Source organism: Curtobacterium sp. MCLR17_040, from assembly GCF_003234735.1.
In the GTDB taxonomy this organism is placed as follows: Bacteria; Actinomycetota; Actinomycetes; order Actinomycetales; family Microbacteriaceae; genus Curtobacterium; species Curtobacterium flaccumfaciens.
Window position 1 is genome coordinate 37,968 of the sequence record NZ_QKTE01000022.1, and the last position, 20,760, is coordinate 58,727.

The window sequence follows — 20,760 nt, forward strand, 5'->3', positions numbered from 1 at the left end:
GACACCGCGAGGTCACGCGGTCTCACAATGGTAGTCGGTGTTTCGGGGATGTTGCGTGCGAGCGGGCCCCGACGCAAGGATCCTGCGTGGCGGTCAGCCGCCGACGACGCGGCGCCCTTCGAAGGCACGACCGAGCGTGACCTCGTCGGCGTACTCCAGGTCGCCGCCGACCGGCAGCCCCGACGCGAGCCGCGTGGTGCGGATGCCCATCGGGACGAGCAGCCGGCTGAGGTAGGTCGCCGTCGCCTCGCCCTCGAGGTTGGGGTCGGTCGCGATGATGACCTCGGCCACGGTGCCGTCGGCCAGGCGCGTCATGAGCTGCTGGATGCGCAGGTCGTCCGGACCGATGCCGTCGATCGGGCTGATCGCCCCGCCGAGCACGTGGTACAGCCCGTGGAACTCGCGGGTGCGCTCGATCGCCGCGACGTCCTTCGCCTCTTCCACGACGCAGATCGTGGCCGGCGAGCGGCGCGGGTCGCGGCAGATGCTGCACTGGACGTTCTCGGTGACGTTGCCGCAGATCTCGCAGAAGCGGACCCGCTCCTTGACGTCGGCGAGCAGCTCGGACAGTCGGCTCGGGTCGAACGACTCGGTCTGCAGGATGTGGAAGGCGATGCGCTGCGCCGACTTCGGGCCGATGCCGGGCAGGCGGCCGAACTCGTCGATGAGGTCCTGGACGATCCCGTCGTACATCAGGCACCGTCCTGGTGGAGAGCGGTCTCCTCGATGAACTGGGCGTTGAGGATCTCACGCACAACGGCCTCGCCGTACCGGCCGGCGACCGGGGCGCGGCGTGCTGGCGGTGCGGTGCGCGCGGGAGCGGCGGCGGGCTGGGCCGCACGCTGCGGGGCGGCCTGCTGCGTCGGGGCTGCCGGCGCCGCGGCTGCGGGTGCTGCTGGCGCTGCACCGCGTCCGATCCCCGGGTCGGGGAACGGGGCGCCGTCGTCGTACGGTTCGTCGTCGAGCGGGTAGTCGTCGACCGGGACGCCCGGTACGACGGGACCGCCGGGAGGCACGGCTCCCGCTCCGGACGCCGCCTGCGGACCCGGGGTGGTCGGCTGGTCGGGCTGCCCGGCCGTGGCAGCGCCCGGTCGCGCGGGTGCGGCCGACGGTGCCGACTCGGCCGGCTGGGGCGTGCTCGTCTCGGCGGGGGCGACCGGCGCGGACGCCGGCACGGTGCCGAAGGGTGCTGCCCAGCTGGGCTCGACGGACTCCGGGACGGCGTCGGCGGTGGGGTCGCTGGCGGGGATCGTCGCGACCGCCCAGTCCGTCACCGGCGCACCGGATGGAGCGGGGGCCGGTTCGGCCGGTGCCTGGTCGCGCTGCGGGGCGGACGCGGTCGGCGCTGCCTTCGGCTCCGGCGCTGCCTTCGGCTCCGGCGCGGACTTCGGCGCCGGCGCGGACTTCGGCGCGGGCGCTGCCGTCGGCGCAGGATGTGCCGTCGACTCGGGTGCTGCCGACGCGGCCTTCGGCTCGGCGGCAGGGGCAGCCTTCGGCGTGGGCTCACCAGCGGAAGCCGGCGCCGGGGACTCCGGTGCTGCGGGCGCCGGCGCCGGGGCCGGCGCCGGCGCCGGGGCCGGGGCCGCGGCGGCGGGCGTCTGGGCAGCGGGCGCCGGACGCTGGGCCGGTGCGGCCTGCTGTGCCGGAGCCGACTGCTGCTGCTGCTGCTGCTGGGGACGCTGCTGCTGTCCGGGCCCGCGGGCGACGAACTTCACCCGGAGGCCGAGGACGTCCACGATGGCGGCACGCAGCAGTTCGCTGACGCTCGCCGAGGGGTCGGACATCTCCTTGAACGAGGCGACGTCCTGCTGGCTCGGGAACGTCAGCGTCAGCACGTCGTCGCGCAGCGCGGTGACCTGCGCCGTGACGACCACCGACCACGCCGAACGCTTGGCGTGCTGCACGTGCTCGACGATCTGCGGCCAGGAGTCGCGCATCTGCTGGAAGCCGACCGCACCGACGGTCCGGACGGCGGGCTCGTCACCGATCGTCGTGCCCTGACCGGTGGACGACGGGCTGACCGGCTCGGCCGCGGGCTTCGAGGGCTCCGCCTTCGCGGGCTCCGGCTTCGAGGGCTCGGACTTCGCGGGCTCGGCCGATGTCTGTCCGGGCGCTCCAGGAGTGCTCGGAGCGACCGCTGCCCACGACGCTGCGGCGTCACGGGCCACGGCTCCGGAGTCGGCCTGCGGCGCGGCGGGCTGCTCGACGGGACGCTCGGGCGTCGCACGAGCCGCTGCCGGAGCGGGCGTCGGGGCGAGGGAGGGAGCAGGCGCTGCGGGAGCCGCAGCTGCCGGCTGCTCACGACGCGGTGCAGCGGCGACGGCGGGAGCGGACTGCTCGCCGGCGCCGGCCTGGTGTCCACCGGCGTCGTGTCCACCGACGTCACCCACCCCGACACGACGTTCCAGTCGCTCGACCCGGGCGAGGGCTCCGCGCTGGGTGTCGTCGGCCTCGGGCACGAGCATGCGGGCCGTCATGAGTTCGAGGTGCAACCGGGGCGAGGTCGCGCCGGTCATCTCGGTGAGGGCACGGTTCGCGATGTCGGCGGAGCGGGAGAGCCCGGTCGCGCCGAAGACCCCGGCCTGGCGGCTCATGGTGTCGAGTTCTTCCGGGGAGACCCCGCGCAGGACGGCGGCGGCGCTCTCGTTCGTCGCCGCGACGACGATCAGGTCGCGCAGGCGCTCGAGCAGGTCCTCGACGAAACGGCGGGGGTCCTGTCCGGTCTGCACGACGCGGTCGATCGCGGCGAACGCGGACGCCGGGTCGGCGACGGCCAGGGCGTCGACGACGTCGTCGAGCAGGGCGGCATCGGTGTAGCCGAGCAGGGCCACGGCACGCTCGTAGGCGATCGCACCGTCTTCGCTGCCGGCCATCAGCTGGTCGAGCAGCGACAGGGTGTCACGGACGGATCCACCGCCGGCACGCACCACCAGGGGCAGGACGCCGGGGGCCACCGACACGGACTCCTGCGTGCAGAGCTGCTCGATGTACTCGAGCATCACCGCGGGCGGGACGAGCCGGAACGGGTAGTGGTGGGTGCGCGACCGGATGGTGCCGATGACCTTCTCGGGCTCGGTCGTCGCGAAGATGAACTTGACGTGCTCCGGCGGTTCCTCGACCAGCTTGAGCAGTGCGTTGAAGCCCTGCGGCGTCACCATGTGCGCTTCGTCGAGGATGAAGATCTTGTAGCGGTCGCGAGCCGGCGCGAACACGGCACGATCGCGCAGGTCACGCGCGTCGTCGACACCGTTGTGGCTCGCGGCGTCGATCTCGATGACGTCGAGCGACCCGCTGCCGTCGCGGGCGAGTTCCACGCAGCTCGGGCAGACGCCGCACGGGGTGTCGGTCGGGCCCTCGGCGCAGTTCAGGCAGCGCGCCAGGATGCGGGCCGACGTCGTCTTGCCGCAGCCACGGGGCCCGCTGAACAGGTAGGCGTGGTTGACGCGGTTCGTGCGGAGCGCCGTGCGGAGCGGGTCGGTGACCTGCGACTGCCCGATCAGCTCGGCGAAGTTCTCGGGCCGGTAACGGCGATACAGGGCGGTGACCACGCGACAAGGGTAGCCGTCACGACCGACAACCCGCGTGCCCGTCCACAGGTCGTCCTGCCGGGCCGGACCACCCGTCGGCGGTGGGCCGAGCGCCCGGACGGCACCGCGCCTCCCGTCCGTCTGGTCGACGGGCGGGAGGCGCGGTGTGTGACGCTGGTGCGGACTCAGCCGCGGGTGCGGCGACGGAGCCTGCCGGCGAGGCGGGAGAGCCCCAGCAGCAGGAACCCGAGGGCCACCAGGCCCGCCGCGGTGCCGGCGATCGGGACGACGTCCGCGCCGGTCCAGGCGAGGGCACCGGTGCCGTTGCCGGAGCCACCGATCCCGGCGCCGGAGCCGTTCCCGGAGCCACCGCCGATGCCGGAGCCGTTCCCGGAGCCACCGCCGGTGCCGGTCCCGTTGCCGGTCCCCGGCGTCCCGGGCAGACCGGGCGCACCCGGCGTTCCGGGGGCCCCGGGCGTTCCGGGCGTCCCCGGGGTGCCGGGCGTGCCCGGCTCCTCCGGGTCGACGGCGTCGTCCATCACCATGACGCGGAGCATCTGCGCCTGCGAGGTGAACCCGCCGACCGACTGGGTGACGCGCAGCATGTGACCGCCGACCGGCAGCGCCACCATGACCCACCACTCGCCGTCCTCGTCGGCCGTCGTGGCGACCGCGTCGCGGCCCATCGGCTGCACGGTGACGGTCGCGCCGGGCTCGGCGGTGCCCGTGACCATCAGGTCGTGGTCACCGTCCTCGTCGGCCATGTACTGCGAACCCGGTGTCGGCGAGGTGACCGCGAGCGGCTCCAGGGTGTCGACCACGATCGGCACCTGCGGCGCCGCCGAGGTCGTGCCGTTCACCGACTGCGTGGCGCTGATCGTCCACTCCCCCTCGGGGACACGCTCGAACACGACGCTCCACGCCCCCTCGTCGTCGGCGGTGGTGGTGCGGACCTGCCCGGTGGACAGGGTCACCGTCACCGCGGCGCCGGGGGTGGCCTGACCGGTCACCGTGAACGAGCCGGTGTCCCCGAAGCCGTCCGCCTGGATGAGCTGCCCGGCGTCGGGGCTCGTGATGACGATGCCCGTCTCCTGCGCAGCCACGACCGTGACGTCGGCGGTCACCGGGTCGGAGGTCCGACCGCCGACCGTCTGCGTCACCGACACCGTGTGGTCCCCGAGGGGAACGCCACCGATCGTGACCGTCCACGAACCGTCGTCGCCGGCGGTCGTCGTGGCGGTCCGGCCGTCGACGTCGACCGTGACGGTCGCACCGGGCTCGGCGGTGCCGCTCACCGGGACCGACGTCGTCGACCCCGTGGTCGGGAACGCCTGACCGTCGGTCGGGCTCGAGATGACGACCGGCGTCGCGGCCGTCACGGTGAAGCCGACCTGCGGAGCGTCGGTGGTGGCACCGTCGACCGTCTGGCTGGCGGCGACCGTGTGGGATCCCTCGGCGACGTCCCGCACCGTCACGGACCACGTCCCGTCGTCGTCCGCGGTCGTGGCGACCGCGGTGCCGTCGTCGATGCGGACCGAGACAGCGGCGTTCGGTGCGGAGGTACCGGTCACCCGCACGTCGGTCGAACCGCCGAGCACCCGGTGGTCGGTGCCGTCGGCCGGGCTGGTCACGACGATCGCGTCCGCGGCGGCGACCACGACGGTCACGTCGCGCTCGATCGCATCGGACGTCGTGCCGTTCACGACCTGGGTGACGACGAGCGTGTGGTCCCCCGCCGGCACGTCGGCCAGCGTGGTCTCCCACCGTCCGTCGGTGCCGACACGGACCACGACCGGGTCGGCGTCGTCGAGGACGACGCGGACCGACGCGCCGGGCTGGCCCTCGCCGCCGACCGGGACGGTCGCGGTGGGGTCGGTGCTCGGCACGGTGAACGTGGTGTCGTCGGCCGGTGCGGTGACCGTCAGCGCGGCACCGGGTGCCACGGTGAAGGTGCTGCGCACCGCCGCGGACGTCGAGCCGTCGACCGTCTGGGTCGCCCGGATCGTGTGCTCGCCGACGGTGGTGTCCGGCAGTTCGACGCTCCAGGTACCGGCGTCGGTCGCGGTCACGGTCCGGGCGTCGCCGCCGTCGATCGTGACACGGACCTCGGCACCGGGCTCGGCAGCCCCCGCGGCGGTGAGGGTCGCGACGGAGTCACGCTGGGCGACCCGGATCGTGGTGCCGTCCGCCGGGGTGGCGATCGTGATCGGTTCGGCGACGAGGACGCGGACGTCCACCGTCACCGGCGCGGACTCGGTGCCGTCGATGCGCTGCGTGACGCTCACGGTCGTCGTGCCGGCCGGCACACCGGGCACCGAGACGCTCCACGCGCCGTCGTCGTCCGCGGTGGTCGACTCGGTGCGACCGTCGCCCAGGTCGACCACGATGGTCGCGCCCGGCTCGGCGGTGCCGGCGACGTCGACCGTCGTCGTGCCGTCCCCGTCGGCGACCGTGTACTCCTGGTCGGCCGTCGGCTCGGTGATGACGACGGGCGCGCCCGCCTCGATCTCGAAGGTCGTCTCGACCGGCGTGGTCGAGGTCGAGCCGTCCACGGTCTGCGTCACCTCGACGGTGTGCTCGCCGACACCGAGGTCCGGCACGTCGACGCTCCACGAGCCGTCGTCACCGGCGGTGACCTCGACGGGGTCGCGGTCGTCGACGGTGACCGTCACCGTGGCGCCGGGCTGGGCGTCACCGGCGACCGTCACGGTCGTCGTCGCGTCGCCGTCGGCCACCGTGATCGGGTCGTCGCCGGGCTCACGGATGGTGAGGTCCGCGGCGGCGACCACGGACACCGGTCGTTCGACCGCCGCGCTCGTGGTGCCGTTCAGGGCCTGCGTGACCGAGGCCGTGAACGAACCGGTCGGCACGTCCTCGACCGTGGTCGCCCAGCGGCCGTCCTCGTCCACGGTCGCCGTGGCGGTCCCGCCGTCGCCGAGGTCGACCGTGACGGTCGCGCCCGGCTCACCGGTGCCCGCGAAGTCGACCCCGGTGGTGGCCTCGTCGTCCGCCACCGTGACGGTGGTGGCACCGCGCGGGGTGGACACGACGAGCGGGGCTCCGGCACGGACCGACACCGCCGCAGTCACCGGCGTCGAGGTCTGCCCGCCGACGACCTGCGTCGCGGTGACGCGGTGGTCACCGACCGGGACGTCCTGGAAGGTGGTCTCCCACCGGCCGTCCTCGTCCGCGGTCACCGTCTCGGTCTCGCCGGTCGAGATCCGGACCGTCACCTCGGCGTCGGGCTGCGCCCGACCGGTCACCTCGACGTCGGCGGTGCCGGACGTGTCGGCGACCGTCAGGACGTCGCCGTCCTCCGGGGTCACGATGGCGAGCGCGGTCCCGGCCCGCACCGTGACGGTCTGGTCCGGACTGGAGGCGGTGGTCCCGCCGACCGTCTGGCTGGCGGTGAGCGTCGGGGTGCCGACACCGACCCCGCCGAACGTGACCGTCCAGTCGCCGTCCGCGTCCGCGGTGGTGGTCGCCTCGTCGTCGCCGAGTCGCACCGTCACCGGCGCGCCCGGCTCCGCCGAACCCGTGACGACGACGTCGCGCGTCGCATCGGCGTCCGGCACGAGGAGGACCACGTCGGTCCCCGGCGCGGTGATCGTGACGGCGTCGGCGGCCTCGATCGTCACCGTGCGCTCGACCGGGTCGGAGGTGCGCGGGTCGGAGACGGCGCCGGCCAGGGTCTGGGTGACCGCGACCTGGTGCTCGTCGACGCCGAGGTCGGGGAACGTGAGCGACCACGTGCCGTCGGCACCGACCGTCGTCTCCTGGTCCTCGGAGCCGGCGAGGGTCGCCGTGACGGCGGCGCCGGGCTGGCCGGTGCCGGTGACCGTGACGTCGCGCACGACGTCCGGTCCGGCGACCGTGATCGGGTCCGTGTCCGGACCGGTGATCGTCAGCGCGTTGGCCGTGACGACCTCGAAGGTGATCGGCACGGCGCTCGTCACGACGTCCTCGACCTCCTGGCTGGCGGACGCCGTGTACACGCCGGTCGGGGCGAGACCGGTGGCGTCGACCGCCCACCGCCCGTCGTCGTCAGCCGTGGTGGTGAACCGGGTGCCGGGGCCGACCGAGACGGTCACCGCGGCGCCGGGCTCGGCCGTGCCGGTGATCCGGACGGTCGCGGTGGCGTCGGCGTCGACCACGACGAAGCGTGCGCCGCTCGCCGGGGTGTCGATGACGATGGCGTTGCCGGGGACCACGGTGAAGTCACGCGTGACCACCGGGCCGTCGGTGCCGTTCACGGTCTGCACGGCCTCGACGGTGTGCTCGCCGATGCCGAGCTGCGTGGTCGGGAGCTCCCAGTTGCCGGCCGTGTCCGTGACGACCTCGACGGGGTCGCCCTCGTCGATCGTGACGGCGACGGTCGCGCCGGGCTCCGCGGTGCCGCGGACGACCACGTTGGCCTGCCCGCCGGTGCCGGCGGGGACCTCCTGGGCGTCACCCGGTGCCACGATGACGAGCTCGTCGCCGGCCTCGACCGCGAAGTCACGGTCGACCGGTGCCGAGGTCGCACCGTCGACGGTCTGCGTGACCGTCGCGGTGTGGTCGCCGGTGCCGACGTCGGTGAGGACCACCGACCAGGCGCCCTGCGGGTTCGCGGTGGTGGACACCGCGTCGCCGTCGTCCAGGACGACCTCGATGCGTGCACCGGGCTGCGCGGTGCCCCGCACGGTGACGTCGACGACGGAGTCGTCGGTCGCGACCGTGACGGTGGCGTCCTGCGCCGGAGCGGTGACGGCGAGCGGGGCGCCCGCCTGCACCGTGACGACCTGGCGGACGGCCGGCGAGGTGGTCCCGCCGACGGTCTGCGTCGCCGAGATCGTGTACCGACCGACCGGGACGTCGGTGACGGTCAGCGTCCAGGTGCCGTCGTCGTCGGCCGTCGTGGTGGCGGTCAGTCCGTCGCCGAGCGAGACCCGCACCTCGGCGCCGGCCTCGGCCGTGCCGGCCAGGTCGAGGTCGGTGGTGGTGTCGGCGTCGAGGACCGTGACCACGTCGCCGTCCGCGGGCGCGGTGATCGCGAGCGGGTCGCCCGCCTCGACGGTGAAGGTGGTCTCCACCGGGCCGGACGTGGTGCCGTCGACGCTCTGACGCGCCGTGACGGTGCGCTCCCCGACCGGGACGTCGGCGAAGGTCGTCGTCCAGGCGCCGTCCTCGTCCGCGGTGACCGCGGCGGTGAAGGAACCACCGATGCCGACGGTGACCCGGGCGTTCGGAGCGGCCGAGCCGGACACCGTCACCGGGGTGGTCGAGCTGTCGTCGGCGACGGTGATGGTGCTGCCGTCGGCCGGCTCGTCGATGGTGAGCGCGGGGGCCGCCGTCACGGTGAAGTCCCGGGTGACCGCGGCGCTCGTGGTGCCGCCGACGGTCTGGGTGACCTCGGCCGAGTACTCCCCGGCCGGGACGTCCGTGACGCTCGTCGACCAGGTGCCGTCGGCGTTCGCGCGGGTGGTGGCGGTCAGGCCGTCACCGAGGTCGACGTCAACGCGGGCACCGGCCTGTGCGCTGCCGGAGAACGGGACGGACCGGGTGTCGCCGGCGAGCGGGAAGTCCTGGTCAGCCGTGGGAGTGTCGACGGTCAGGCCGGCTGCGGCCACGACCCGGAAGGACCGGGTCACGGGTGCCGAGGTCGTGTCGCCGACGGTCTGCGTGACGCTCGCCGTCTGCTCGCCGACCGGGACCTCGGGGACGGTGACGCTCCAGGCGCCGGCGTCGTCCGCCGTGCCCGTCGCGGTCACGCCGCCGCCGAGGTCGACGTTGATGCGCGCGTTCGCCGTCGCGGTGCCCGTCAGGGTGACCGGGGCGGTCTCCCCCGTGGTGGTGAAGGCCTGACCGGCCGTGGGGGTGGTGATCGTCAGTGCACGCTGGGCGACGACGGAGAACTCCTGCGTCGCGGTGCCGGCCGCTATGCCGCCGACCGTCTGGGTCGCGGTCGCGGTGTACGCACCGGTGGGGACGTCGGCGATGGTCGTCGTCCAGGTCCCGTCGGCAGCGACGGTCGCGGCGCCGGTCAGGCCTCCGCCGAGGCTGACGGCCACGGCGGCACCGGGCTCGCCGGCCCCGCTCACGACGACGCTGCGGGTCGAGGTCGCCGACGGCACGGTGAACTGCTGTCCGGCCGTGGGCGCCGTGATGGTCGGAGCCGCGAACGCCGTGGCGCGCACGGTCGAGGTGGCGAGGTCCACGGTGGCGACGTTCGCCCCGGGGAGCACGGAGAGCCGCAGGGCGTGCACGCTCCGCGATCCGGTGTCGTACCCGCGGGGGTCGCGGAAGCCGGTGGTGTCCTGCGCGTTCACGGTGAGGTCGACGACCTGACGGAGCAGCAGCACGACGGGGCTCAGCAGGGTGGAGACGGCCGAGGTCGTCGCCGTGAGCGTCGTGCCGAGGTTCGTCAGGGCCGTGCCCGTCACCAGGGGACGCACGATGGTCTGCAGTGCCGGGATGACGACGGTGTTGACCGCCGGGGCGAGCAGGGTGCCGAGCACGTTCAGCCCGAGGGGGCCACCGGTCGCCGTCACCGTGGCGGTGGCGGGCGACGTGCCGGCGAGGGCGCCGAGCGTGGTGTCCGCGCGCAGCGCGAGTCCGGCGAGCGGGAGGCCGGCCGCGTTGACGTTCGCGGTGACGTTCACCCGCACGGCGGTCGAGTTGATCGTGTTGACGACCGCCGTCTGCAGTACGGTCGGCAGCTGGGTGCCGAGGATCGTCGTGATGCTCCGGTTGATCGAGGCCACGGCCGCCTCGGTCAGCACCGGCGTGTTCGCCGGCTGGCCGTTCAGCGTGGTCAGCTGGTCGAGGTCGACCGTGATCGCGCCCGTCGCCGGTGTGATCGTCACGGCGCCGTCGGTCAGGGGTTCCTGCAGGACCCGGGTCAGGGTGTCGTCGAGGTTCAGGTCCACCGTCGCGGTGACGTTCGTGCCGTTGACGTTCACCAGGCCGAGGGTCGTGCCACGGAGCAGCCGCTGGATGTCGGCGGTCAGGGCGGTCGTGGTGCCGGAGAGGGCGCCGTTCGCGCCGACCGCGGAGTTCACCGTGCCCGAGAAGGTGCGCAGGTCGCTCCGGAGCGCGGTGCTGAGTCCGGCGACCGCCGGGCTCGTCAGGTTCAGGTCCGCGCCGGCGATCCGGTAGTCCGTCGTCGTCCCGACCGTGGTGCCGCGCGTCGCCTGGATCCGGGACGCCAGGGCCCCGACCCGCAGCTGCGCGTTCGACAGCACCGTGGTGTCGGCGCCGACGCGCGAGAACAGCGGGTTGAGGTCGAGCGTCGCGGCGCCGGTGCCGGACCCCGTGCCGACCCCGATGCCGCCGTCGTTCGTCAGGAGCCCCGACGACGCGGTCGCACCCGTGGCCGAGGTCGTGGCGTACTGACCGTCGACGCCGAGGGTCAGGATGCCGTTCGGGCCGAGCAGGTTGACGTCGTTGCCGAGGTCCACCCCGATGGCGTTGAGCGCCGTCAGGTTGAGCGGCTGGTTCGTGGTGCCGCCGCCCGAGGTCGCACCCCGCGCGGAGTACGCGCCGCCGAGCTGGGCGACCGCATCGGCGTCGACGATGCCGGAGCCGCTGAGCAGCAGCCCCTCGGCCTCGGCGACGTCGTTCTGGGCGGCCGCAGCGGGTTGGATCGCCACGGTGGCGGCGATGAGCGCCGTCACCGTGGCGACGACGCCGCCGCGCAGGAGGAACCGCCGACCGTCCGTCGCTCGTCCTCGAGCTCGGCCGTCGGCGCGGGTGATCCGTCGTGTCCGTTCGTCCGCTGCGGAGGGTACGGGGGTACCGGGCAGCGACGCGTGCCTGCGCATGCGTGTCTCTTTTCCTGGCGGGCGCGCCCGCCACCTGATCCTCGGAATCCACCGCTGGTGAGGCGGCGGAGGCTCCTCCGCTGGTGAGGCGGTGGAGTGTCGGAACCCTGGTTGGGGATTCCTGAGGCAGATCTTTACACATGATCAGGAAGCTGTCCGCAAGCATCGACGAAAAAGGACGCGAGACCTCCCGAACAGGGGGCGGACACCGGGGAGCCGACTCGACCCGGAACGAAGAAGACTCCTCACGCACCCGCCAGAGCCTGGTTACCCTTGCTGCGTTTCCGCCCTGGGGGAGTTGGCCTGGATGGCGTCACGTGAGGAGCCGCCGAGAAGTCTACCGGACGCGACGGGCAGACTCGAACACATGAAGATCGCCATCGCCGGAGGACACGGCCAGATCGCCCTGCTCCTCGCCCGCCAGATCACCGACGCCGGCCACGACGCCGTCGCGATCGTCCGCAACCCCGCGCACGTGGCCGACGTCGAGCAACAGGGGGCGCGTGCGATCGTCGCCGACCTGGAGCAGCTCGGCGACGACGACCTCGCGCTCCGCCTGCGCGGTGTCGATGCCGTGGTCTTCGCCGCCGGTGCCGGGCCGAACAGCGGCGCCGAACGGAAGCTCACCGTCGATCGCGACGGTGCGATCCTGCTCGCCGACGCCGCCGAGCGTGCCGGCATCGAGCGGTACGTGATGATCTCCGCGATGGCGGCCGACACCTACGACCCCGAGCTCGCCGTCGTGCCCGCACAGGACGACGCCGCGGTGTTCCAGGTCTACCTGCGGGCGAAGGCCGAGGCGGACGCGAACCTGCGGGCCCGACGCCTCCGCTGGACGATCGTGCGCCCCGGCGGCCTGCTCGACACGCCGCCGCAGGGCACCGTGCACGTCGGCCGGACGGTCCCGCGCGGCTCGATCCCCCGCGCGGACGTCGCGACCGTCGTCCTGCACGCCCTGCTCGACGACGCCGCGGTCGGCGTGCAGTTCGAGGTCACCAGCGGCGACACCCCGATCCCGGCGGCGCTGAACGCGCTCACCTGACCGGTCGGTGCCGCCTGCACCGTGCGCGCTTCGCCACCCCGTGCGAGCTCCTCGCCGAAGGTGCCGGGCCGCGCACCGTGCGCACCTGCGCACCCCGTGCGGACTTCCGCGCCCCGTGCCGCGCTGCAAGCGCGCACCCACCGACGAACACCGCACCGTGCCGCCGCGACGCGACCCACCGACGGACGGGAGGCACGGAGCCAGCCCGCCCCGCGCCTCCCGTCCGCACCGTGCGCACCTGCTCACCCCGTGCGGACTTCCACGCCCCGTGCCGCGTTGCAAGCGCGCACCCAACAGGCAGCCCCGCACCATGCACCGGACGCGACCTGCGGACGGACGGGAGGCACGGAACCAGCCCGCCCCGCGCCTCCCGTCCGCACCGTGCGCACCTGCTCACCCCGTGCAGACTTCCGCGCCCCGTGCCGCGCTGCAAGCGCGCACCCACCAGGCAACCCCGCACCAGCCCACGAACGCCGCACCGTGCCGCCGCGACGCGACGCCGCGCCGCGGCGCCACGCGTCAGAGCGCGACCGCAGCCGACTGCCGGGCGATCTCGAGCTCCTCGTTCGTCGGGATCACGAGCACCGCGACCCGTGAGCCGTCGGTGGAGATGCGGCGGGCGTCCCGCGATGCCAGCTCGTTCCGGTCCGGATCGATCTCGATGCCCAGGTGCTCGAGCCCCGCGAGCACACGCCGCCGCAGCAGCGCGTTGTTCTCGCCGACCCCCGCGGTGAACACGACCGCGTCGAGCCCACCGAGCTGCGCCGTGTAGGCGCCCACGTAGCGACGGATGCGGTGGCGGTACACGGCGAGCGCCGCCTCCGCCTGCTCGTCGCCCTTGGTGGCGGCGTCCTGCACGTCGCGCATGTCACCGTTGCCGGTTAGGCCGAGCAGGCCGGACCGCTTGTTGAGCATGGTGTCGAGCTCGTCGAAGGTCATCCCGGCCTCGCGGTGCAGGTGGATGAGCACCGCGGGGTCGAGGTCACCGGAGCGGGTGCCCATGACGAGCCCCTCGAGCGGGGTGAGCCCCATCGAGGTCTCGATGGACTTGCCGCCGTCGATCGCCGCGACCGAGGCGCCGTTGCCCAGGTGCAGCACGATCGTCTTGAGCTCGGCGAGTGGCCGGTCGAGGAACTCCGCGGCCTGCTCGGAGACGTACTTGTGGCTGGTGCCGTGCATGCCGTAGCGGCGGATCCCGTACTCGGCGGCCAGGTCGGCGGGGATCGCGTACGTGTACGCGTGCGGCGGCATCGTCTGGTGGAACGCGGTGTCGAACACGGCGACGTGGGGGACGTCCGAGAAGACCTGCTTCGCGGCGCGGATCCCCTCGAGGTTCGCGGGGTTGTGCAGCGGCGCGAGGCTGTTGAGGTCCTCGATCTGCTGCTCGACCTGGTCCGTGACGACCGTCGCACGGTCGAAGGTGGTGCCGCCGTGCACGACGCGGTGGCCGACGACGGCGGGCGGGTGCTCGTCGAACGACGGCCCGACCTTCGCGAACGCGTCGATCATCGCCTGGAACCCGGCCGCGTGGTCGGGCACCGACGCGGCGTCGTTGGACGACGACTCCCCCGTCAGCGCGTTGGTGTGCTTCCAGGCCCCGGCGGACTCGCCGATGCGCTCGACGAGCCCGGAGGCGAGAGTGCGCTCGTCCTCGAGCTCGATGAGCTGGTACTTGAACGAACTCGAGCCGGAGTTGACGACGAGGGCTGCGGTCACGGGGTGGTCACTTTCTGTCGGGCCTGGAGGCACGGTGCGGGTCGGGCGGTCAGGCCGCGTCGGTCGCGGTGCCGGCCTGGATCGCGGTGATCGCGACGGTGTTCACGATGTCGCCCACCAGGGCGCCGCGCGACAGGTCGTTGATCGGCTTGCGCAGGCCCTGCAGGACCGGGCCGATCGCCACGGCGCCGGCCGAGCGCTGCACGGCCTTGTACGTGTTGTTGCCGGTGTTGAGGTCCGGGAAGATGAACACCGTCGCGCGGCCGGCGACCGGGGAGTCCGGCATCTTCGTCGACGCGACCGTTGGGTCGGCTGCGGCGTCGTACTGGATCGGGCCCTCGACGAGCAGGTCGGGTCGGCGTTCCCGGACGAACGCGGTGCCGGCGCGCACCTTGTCGACGTCGGCGCCGGAGCCGCTGTCGCCGGTGGAGTAGCTGAGCATCGCGACGCGGGGGTCGATGCCGAACTGGGTCGCGGTCTCGGCGGACGAGATCGCGATGTCGGCGAGCTGCTCGCTCGTCGGGTCCGGGATCACCGCGCAGTCGCCGTAGACGAGCACGCGGTCGGCGAGCGCCATCAGGAACACGCTCGACACGATCGAGGTGTCCGGACGGGTCTTGATGATCTCGAACGACGGCCGGATGGTGTGGGCTGTGGTGTGCTTCGCGCCGGAGACCATGCCGTCGGCGAGCCCGAGCTGCACCATCATCGTGCCGAAGTACGAGACGTCGGTGACGGTGTCGCGGGCGAGCTCGATCGACATCCCCTTGTGGGCGCGGAGCCGGGTGTACTCCTCGGCGAAGCGTTCCCGCAGCTCGGGGTCGAACGGCGAGACGAGCTGCGCGGCCTCGAGGTCGAGGCCGAGCTCGGTCGCCCGCGTGCGGATCGCGGCGGGGTCGCCGAGGATCGTGAGCTCGCAGACCTGGCGCTGCAGCAGGGTGGAGGCGGCACGGAGGATGCGGTCGTCCTCGCCCTCGGGCAGGACGATGCGTTTGCCGTAGCTGCGGGCCCGGTCGAGCAGGCCGTGCTCGAACATGAGCGGGGTGACGACCCCGGACGGGGCGAGCTGCAGGCGGTCGCGCAGGGCCTCGGCGTCGACGTGCTGCTCGAACAGGGCGAGCGCGAGGTCCGCCTTCCGGGGCGAGTCGGCGGCCAGGCGGCCACGGGTCTGGGTGATCCGGAGGGCGGTGTCGTACGTGCCGAGGTCGTTCTGCGCGATCGGCAGCGAGCTCGACAGGCCCTCGAGCAGCCGCGACACCTGCGGGGCGATCTCGAACCCGCCGTTCAGGATGACGCCGGCCAGGCTCGGGAACGTCTCGGACTGGTTGGCGAGCAGCGTGGCGATGAGGACGTCGCTCCGGTCACCGGGGACGACGACGATGCCGCCCTCGATCAACCGGGGCAGCACGTTCTCCATGCTCATGCCCGCGACGACGGTGCCGAGGGCCTCGCGGTCGAGCAGGGCGTCGTCACCGCGGACCAGCGTGGCGCCGGTGGCCTGCAGCAGGGCGCGGACGGTCGGGGCGACGAGCACGCGGTCCTCGGGGATCGCCCACACCGGCACGTCCGGGTGGTCGTCGTGCACGGCCTGCTCGACGCTCGTCACGATGGCGGCGAGGGCGTCCGGGTCGGCACGGTTCACCACGACGCCGAACAGCTGCGCGTGTGCCGCCCGCAGCTCGCTGGTCGTGACGTCCGCCACCTGCGCCATGCCCTCGGGGGTGCGGGCCGCACGTTCGGCGGCGTCGCGGCCACCCAGCACGAGGAGCACCGGAGCGCCGAGGTTCGCGGCGACCTTCGCGTTGAAGGACAGCTCGGTGGGGCTGCCCACGTCGGTGTAGTCGGACCCGAGCACCACGACGGCGTCGCACTGCCGCTCGACCTGGGCGAACCGGGTGACGATGGTGCCGAGCGCCGCCTCGGGGTCGGCGTGCACGTCGTCGTAGGTGACCCCGACCGCGTCGTCGTACGAGATGCCGACGGCCGTGTGCTGCAGCAGCAGCTCGAGCACGTAGTCGGGTTCGACGACCGATCTGGCGACGGGCCGGAACACGCCGACGCGGCCGACGGACCGGGCGAGGGTCTCGAGGACACCGAGGGCGACGGTGCTCTTGCCCGTGTGCCCTTCTGCTGACGTGATGTAGATGCGGGTCGACACGAGGCCCAGGGTAGTCGCCGGACATGTCACGACATCTGGGAGCACCGGCGCCGACGACACGCGGTCGTGAGCACCGCGCAGAACCTGTACCATTGGGTGTCGCCGTCGCGAGATGGTGTCAGGAGAATTCGCCTAGTGGCCTATGGCGCACGCTTGGAAAGCGTGTTGGGTGCAAGCCCTCGGGGGTTCGAATCCCCCATTCTCCGCAGCGAGCAAGGCCGAACAACCACGAAGGACCCGCACCGATCGGTGCGGGTCCTTCGTCGTTCCACGACCGTGCGGTCCCCCACCCTGCGGACGAGCGCGTGCCCTGTTCCCCCTCGGTTGGCCGGGAAACGCTGACCAGGGGTGGAACGGGCTGTCCCCGGTACCCGTCGGTCGCCTATGCTGGCCGAGCGAACGGCTCCGGGACGAGCCGACCGCGGTGCATCGAGCGGCAGGGGCGTCGCTCGGAGGGCGTGCTGATCAGCGTGCCCGGAACACCCGAGGGGACGAGGAGACGCGCCATGGGGGACACCACCGTGCCCGCAGTACCCGTGCGGCCCGCCGTCTTCGACACGGTCCTCCGTCCGCGCCGGTCCCTCGTCCGCTCCACCGCGCTGAGCATCGCCTTCTCGGCCGTACCGCTCGCCGTCGCCCTGGTCTGGGTCTCGTTCCCGTTCCGCACGTGGGCCGTGTTCGCCGGGATCGTCGTCGCGATGGCCGCGGCCGTCGGCATCGTGTTCGTCCGACTGCACACCGCGTTCATCGGGATCGACGACGACGGCCTGACGATCCGCGGGGTCCTCACGGCGCACCGGCGGATCCCCCGCGAGCGCGTGCACAGCCTGGTGCTCGCCACGACCTTCGGCTCGTCGGTGGACCGGACCGTCCGGGAACTCGTCGCCTTCGACCGGACCGGCACCCACCTCTTCCGGCTCCGCGCCGACGTGTGGGGGGACGACGGGCTCGACCGGGTCGTCGACGCGCTCGGCGTGCAGGTCGTCGAAGAGTCGCGGCCGGTCTCCGCCCGCACCTTCGCGAAGCGCTACCCGACGAGCCGCGCCTGGTACGAGCAGCGGTCGGCGTTCCTGCTCGTCGGCGGCCTCGTCGTGCTGGTCGTCGGCGGGCTGCTCGCCGTCGAGTTCGCCGGCCTCAACGCCCGCTGACCCACCGGCGGACCCGTCAGCGCCGACGCCGCAGCGTCGAGAAGATGCCGCGCACCACTTCCTTCGCGATGGTCCCGCCCAACCCGGAGCCGAGCAGGTCCGACAGCGGGTCCCCCGCGGTTCGCCGCGTCCCGGACCGCTGCGTCCCGCCCGACCGACCGGAGCCGCCGGACCGACCGGACCGACCGGACCGTCGCGCCTCCGACGCTCGCTCGGCCCGCTCGAACTCCCGCTGCTGCCGCTCGTACTCCTGCTGGGCGTCCGCCGACGCGTCCGCCGCGGCAGCAGCGGCCTCGTCGGCTGCAGCGGCGGCGTCGGCCGCAGCGGCCGCCGACTCCATCCGGCGCGCGAGCACCTCGCGCGCCGAGTCCGGGTCGACGCGGGTGCCGTAGGTCGACAGGAGCGGTGAGGCCTGCACCCGTGCGGCCATCTCGTCGGCCGGCATCGGGTCCATCGACCCCTGGGGTGCGCGCAGCCGGGTCCACGCGACGGGGGTCGGCGCGCCCCGCTCGTTCATCACCGTGACGATCGCCTCGCCGGTCGCGAGCGACGTGAGCACCTCGCCCAGGTCGTAGTCGCTCGTCGGGTAGGTCGACACCGTCGCCCGGAGCGCCTTCGCGTCGTCCGGGGTGTGGGCGCGGAGCTGGTGCTGGATGCGCGACCCGAGCTGCGCCAGCACGTCGTTCGGCACGTCCTTCGGGGTCTGCGTCACGAAGAAGACCCCGACACCCTTCGACCGGATGAGCCGCACGGTCCGCACGATCTGCTCGGTGAAGTCCTTCGACGCCCCGGTGAACAGCAGGTGCGCCTCGTCCAGGAAGAACACCAGCTTCGGCTCGTCCTGGTCGCCGACCTCCGGCAGCTCGTTGAACAGGTCCGCCAGCAACCACATCAGGAACGTCGAGAAGACCTCCGGCCGGTCCTGCACACCGGGCACCTCGAGCAGGCTGACGATCCCCCGCCCGTCCGCCGCCGTCCGCAGGAACACCTGCGTGTCGATCTCGGGCTCGCCGAAGAACTGGTCGGCACCCTGGTCGGCGAAGGTGACGAGCTCCCGCAGGATCACCCCGGCGGTCTGCTTCGACAGGCCCCCGAGCTCGGCGAGCTCCCCCTTGCCCTGCTCGCTCACCAGGAACGTCAGCACGCTCCGCAGGTCGTCGAGGTCCACCAGCGCCAGGCCCTGCTGCGTGGCGTAGTGGAACACCAGACCGAGCGAGGACTCCTGCGTGTCGTTCAGGCCGAGCACCTTCGACAGCAGCAGCGGCCCGAACCCGGAGACGGTGGCGCGGATCGGCACGCCGGTGCCCTGCCCGCCCAGCGAGAACAGCTCGGCCTGGCTCGCGACACCCTGCCACTGCTGGCCGATGCCCGCGGTGCGGTCGAGCAGCTTGTCGTTCGCCTGCCCCGCGACGGCCAGACCCGACAGGTCTCCCTTGATGTCGGCGGCGAACACCGGCACCCCGTTCGCCGCGATCTGCTCGGCGAGCACCTGCAGCGTGCGGGTCTTGCCGGTGCCGGTCGCCCCGGCCACCAGTCCGTGCCGGTTCAGCATCGAGAGCGGGATCCGGACCTGCACGTCGGGCACCGCTGCGCCGTTGACGAGGGCACCGAGTTCGATCGCACCGCCGTCGACGGCGTAGCCGTCACGGATGGCCGCGACCGCGTCCGGTCCGAGCGGACCGGCTTCTGCACGGACGGGAGGCACGGTGCCGGTCGCCGCCGTCGCCACCGGATCCGGGGCGGTCGCGTCGACCGCCCCGGCAGGGGTGGTGGGAGCCGGTGCGGCCGCAGGGGCGGGCTCCGCGTCGGGCGCGAGCCGCGCCTCCAGGCCGGTAGGTGGCGGGGACCCGACGACCGCGGGTTCCGCGTCCGCGGTGAGGACCGCCTGCTCCTCCGCCGCCAGTGCGGCGGCGAGCTCCTCGGCTCGCCGCGCCGCTTCGTCGGCGAGCCGACGTGCCTCGTCGGCGGCCTGTCTCGCTGCCTCGGCAGCCGCCCGTGCCCGCTCCGTCGCGTCGCTCATGGGCACAGCCTAGGGACCGGAGCGCGCGGCGGTCCGGGTCGTCAGTGCGTGAGCGCGGGGACCGTCCGGGGGCGGACCACGAACCAGAGCATCAGGATCGCGACGGCGGCGGTCGACGCCATCACCATCGCCATCGGGGTGGCCGTCGTGATGCCGAGCCAACCGACCACCGGCGAGATGAGCCCGGCGACGCCGAAGTTCAGGGCGCCGAGCACCGAGGCGGCTGTTCCCGCCTCTTTCCCGTGGGCGGCGAGACCGATGACCTGCACGAGCGGGAACGAGAACCCGCACGCGGCGATGAAGAACCACAGCGGGACGAGCACGCCGACCAGACCGGCCCCGAGCTGGTCGAGGACGATGATCGCGAGCGACGCCAGCAGCAGGGTCGCGGTCGAGCACGCCAGGATCCACTGCGGACCGACCCGCTGGGCGAGCCGCGACGAGATCTGCACGCCGAGGACGACCCCGACGGAGTTGACGGCGAAGAGCAGCCCGTACTGCTGCGCGTCGAGCCCGTAGACCTGCTGGAACAGGAACGGCGACGCGCTGAGGTACGAGAACAGTCCGCTGAACACCATGGCGCCGATGAGCGCGACGCCGACGAAGATCCGGTCGGAGAACAGCGCCTTGTAGCGCTGGCCGATGGTGGAGTGCCCGGCCTCGTGCCGGCGGGCCGGGGGCAGGGTCTCGACGATGAGCAGGATCGAGGCGATGACCACCGCCAGGCCGTAGCAGGCGAGGAAGACGAAGATGCCGCGCCAGCTGGTGAACTGCAGCATCTGCGAACCGATGAGCGGCGCGAGGATCGGTGCGAGGCCGTTCACCATCGCCAGGCGGGACAACATGCGCACCAGCGGCTTGCCGCCGAACAGGTCACGCACCGTCGCCATCGCGACGACACCGCCGGCTGCGGCGCCCATGCCCTGCAGCACGCGGAACACCGCGAGCAGCTCGATGTCCGGCGCGGTCGCGGCGCCGATCGACGCGGCGATGTGCACCGTCGTCGCGATGATCAGCGGCAGTCGGCGGCCCACCTTGTCGCTCCACGGGCCGACCAGGAGCTGCCCGATGGCGAAGCCGAGCGTCGTCGCGGTGAGCGTCAGCTGGACCGCGCCGTCGGTGACGCTGAACTGGTCCTTGATCGCCGGGAACGCCGGCAGGTACAGGTCGATCGTGAACGGACCGAGCGCCGTGAGGGCGCCCAGGACGAAGACGTAGACGAGCCGCTGCCCGCGGGAGAGCGAGTCTCCCGGGTGCAGGACGACCCGGAGCGAACCGGTGGTGGCGGGCGCGGTCACGAGACAGGAGTCCTTCGACGATGAGGGGGCGGGGGGGGTGATCGCGGGT

At 73.3% G+C, this 20,760-nt stretch carries 9 protein-coding genes, 1 tRNA gene and 1 other RNA gene; 3 read left to right on the forward strand and 8 right to left on the reverse strand.

Going from position 1 to position 20,760, the window contains the following annotated elements:
- Nucleotides 1-93: 93 nt before the first annotated feature.
- The 4 genes from recR to ffs all read right to left on the reverse strand — a co-directional run bounded on the left by recR (nt 94) and on the right by ffs (nt 11,659).
- Nucleotides 94-693 (reverse strand): recombination mediator RecR, encoded by a 600-nt coding sequence (gene recR / locus DEJ01_RS15565; protein ID WP_111093518.1) that lies wholly within the window; start codon nt 691-693, stop codon nt 94-96.
- Nucleotides 693-3,548: a DNA polymerase III subunit gamma and tau gene (locus DEJ01_RS15570; protein ID WP_111093519.1), complete on the reverse strand. Its 2,856-nt coding sequence runs from the start codon at nt 3,546-3,548 to the stop codon at nt 693-695. Before DEJ01_RS15570 ends, recR begins: the two co-directional genes overlap by 1 nt.
- Nucleotides 3,549-3,712: 164 nt before the next feature.
- The gene (locus DEJ01_RS15575) at nt 3,713-11,329 is read right to left on the reverse strand and encodes a choice-of-anchor G family protein (protein ID WP_111093520.1); all 7,617 of its coding nucleotides are present in this window, start codon (nt 11,327-11,329) and stop codon (nt 3,713-3,715) included.
- Nucleotides 11,330-11,562: 233 nt separating this feature from the next.
- An RNA gene (gene ffs / locus DEJ01_RS15580) (signal recognition particle sRNA small type) lies at nt 11,563-11,659 on the reverse strand.
- Between the two features lie 37 nt (nt 11,660-11,696).
- On the opposite strand from ffs, the gene DEJ01_RS15585 reads away from it, so the two are divergent.
- Nucleotides 11,697-12,371 (forward strand): SDR family oxidoreductase, encoded by a 675-nt coding sequence (locus DEJ01_RS15585; RefSeq protein WP_071405018.1) that lies wholly within the window; start codon nt 11,697-11,699, stop codon nt 12,369-12,371.
- 519 nt (nt 12,372-12,890) lie between these two features.
- Here DEJ01_RS15585 and DEJ01_RS15590 read toward each other — a convergent pair.
- Nucleotides 12,891-14,087, reverse strand: a complete 1,197-nt coding sequence (locus tag DEJ01_RS15590) for an acetate/propionate family kinase (RefSeq protein WP_027466390.1) — start codon at nt 14,085-14,087, stop codon at nt 12,891-12,893.
- A 49-nt stretch (nt 14,088-14,136) separates the two neighbouring features.
- Complete coding sequence (gene pta, locus DEJ01_RS15595) at nt 14,137-16,245, reverse strand: phosphate acetyltransferase (RefSeq protein ID WP_071405020.1); 2,109 nt, start codon at nt 16,243-16,245, stop codon at nt 14,137-14,139.
- A gap of 121 nt (nt 16,246-16,366) precedes the next feature.
- Between pta and DEJ01_RS15600 the strand changes: the two genes are divergently transcribed.
- A tRNA-Ser gene (locus DEJ01_RS15600) sits at nt 16,367-16,451 on the forward strand.
- Between the two features lie 300 nt (nt 16,452-16,751).
- Complete coding sequence (locus DEJ01_RS15605; protein ID WP_110863379.1) at nt 16,752-17,393, forward strand: hypothetical protein; 642 nt, start codon at nt 16,752-16,754, stop codon at nt 17,391-17,393.
- Nucleotides 17,394-17,409: 16 nt separating this feature from the next.
- Here DEJ01_RS15605 and DEJ01_RS15610 read toward each other — a convergent pair whose 3' ends face one another.
- Both DEJ01_RS15610 and DEJ01_RS15615 read right to left on the reverse strand, forming a co-directional pair.
- Entirely contained in the window at nt 17,410-19,413 is a 2,004-nt protein-coding gene (locus DEJ01_RS15610) for a helicase HerA-like domain-containing protein (RefSeq protein ID WP_111093521.1), read from the reverse strand.
- A gap of 41 nt (nt 19,414-19,454) precedes the next feature.
- Nucleotides 19,455-20,760 (reverse strand): multidrug effflux MFS transporter (locus tag DEJ01_RS15615; RefSeq protein WP_375342387.1); only part of this gene is annotated, 1,306 nt, incomplete at its 5' end.